Consider the following 1,192-nt stretch of genomic DNA (forward strand, 5'->3'; position numbering starts at 1 on the left):
GGGTCGGTGGGGTTGAGGCCGCGGGCGAAGTTGACGAGGCCGGCGGTGCCTTTGAGGGCGCCGCCGACGACGTGGGTGAGTTCGGTGTTGACCGCTTGGTAGCCGTCGACGAGGTTGTTGCCGAGGCGGTCGAGCGGCGGGGGTTCGGCGGGGGCGTGGGCGAGGGCGGCCTTGACCTTGGTCTGCGCCTCGGATGCCGCCGTGTTGCGCTGCTTGCGGGCCTCGGCGAGGGTCTCGTGGGCCTTCTTGATGTCGGCCTTGCCGGGGTCCTGGAACGGTTCGGGCCGCGGGCCCGGGTCCTCGTTCGCCTTGATCTTGGCGTTGTAGGCGTCGGCCCTCTTGTTGTAGGCGTCGACCGCGTCCTTCGAGGCCTTCGTGCCCTTCTTGTAGAGCTCGATGGCCTCTTTCGCCTTGCCCTGGGCCCACTTGACGGTGTCGGCGTACGACTCCAGGGCGCCGGCGGCGGTCTCGCAGGCGTCGGCGGCCTCGGCCCACTTGGTCGGATGGACGCCGAATTTCTTGCGGAAGGCGTCGCCGCCCTCGCCGGCCCAGTCCGAGGAGTCGACCTTCTTCATGCCCGCGCTGACGTGGTCGAAGGCGGTGTGGAAGTCCTTGAGGTGCTTGGCGGACTCGCGGATCTTGTCCGGGTTGCCGTGGACGAGTTCGTTGGCTTCCTCGCTCTGACCGAGCTGCTGTTCGCCGGGGGTGGCGCCGAGGTCGGAGGCGACGTCGTCGCCCCAGTCCTCGACGGCGTCGGCCGCGTCGTGCAGGCCGACGTAGTCGAGCCCGTCGCCGAGCTTGTCCGTGCCCCAGTCGACGCCCTCGCCGACGAGTTTCTTGCCCGCGTCGATGCCGTCCTCGAGTTTGCCGAGGCCGTCGTTGAGACCGTTTTTGAGGCCGTTGCCGATGTCGCCGAAAACACCCATCAGCCCTCGCCCCCGCCCTGCTGTTCGGCGGCCTTCGCGCGGGCTTCGGGGGAGGGCCCGAAGGTGTCGTCGAGCCACTGGTCGTACTGGGCGTCGGACATGCCCGCGGCGCCGTGCAGGTTCTGCGGGTTGAGGCCCATCGGGCCCATGGTGTGCGAGGTCATGACGTCGCGGCCGGCGTCCTTCCAGCCCTGCGCGCTGTTCGCCATGGCCTGGTCGAAGGACTCCTTGCTGTAGTCCACGCCCCCGTAGGCCCCCGATTTCGC

The 1,192-nt window shown here is 69.4% G+C and carries 1 protein-coding gene and 1 pseudogene; both read right to left on the reverse strand.

The window, feature by feature from the left end; genetic code table 11:
* A partial coding sequence (locus tag AB0L37_RS38330) for a putative T7SS-secreted protein (RefSeq protein WP_365516795.1) occupies nucleotides 1–926 on the reverse strand: 926 nt, incomplete at its 3' end.
* Nucleotides 926–1,192 (reverse strand): annotated as a pseudogene (locus tag AB0L37_RS38335) (hypothetical protein); the annotation flags it as partial. The pseudogene AB0L37_RS38335 and the gene AB0L37_RS38330, both read right to left, overlap by 1 nt.

It is taken from the genome of Streptomyces sp. NPDC052225, from assembly GCF_040679615.1.
Taxonomy (GTDB): Bacteria; Actinomycetota; Actinomycetes; order Streptomycetales; family Streptomycetaceae; genus Streptomyces.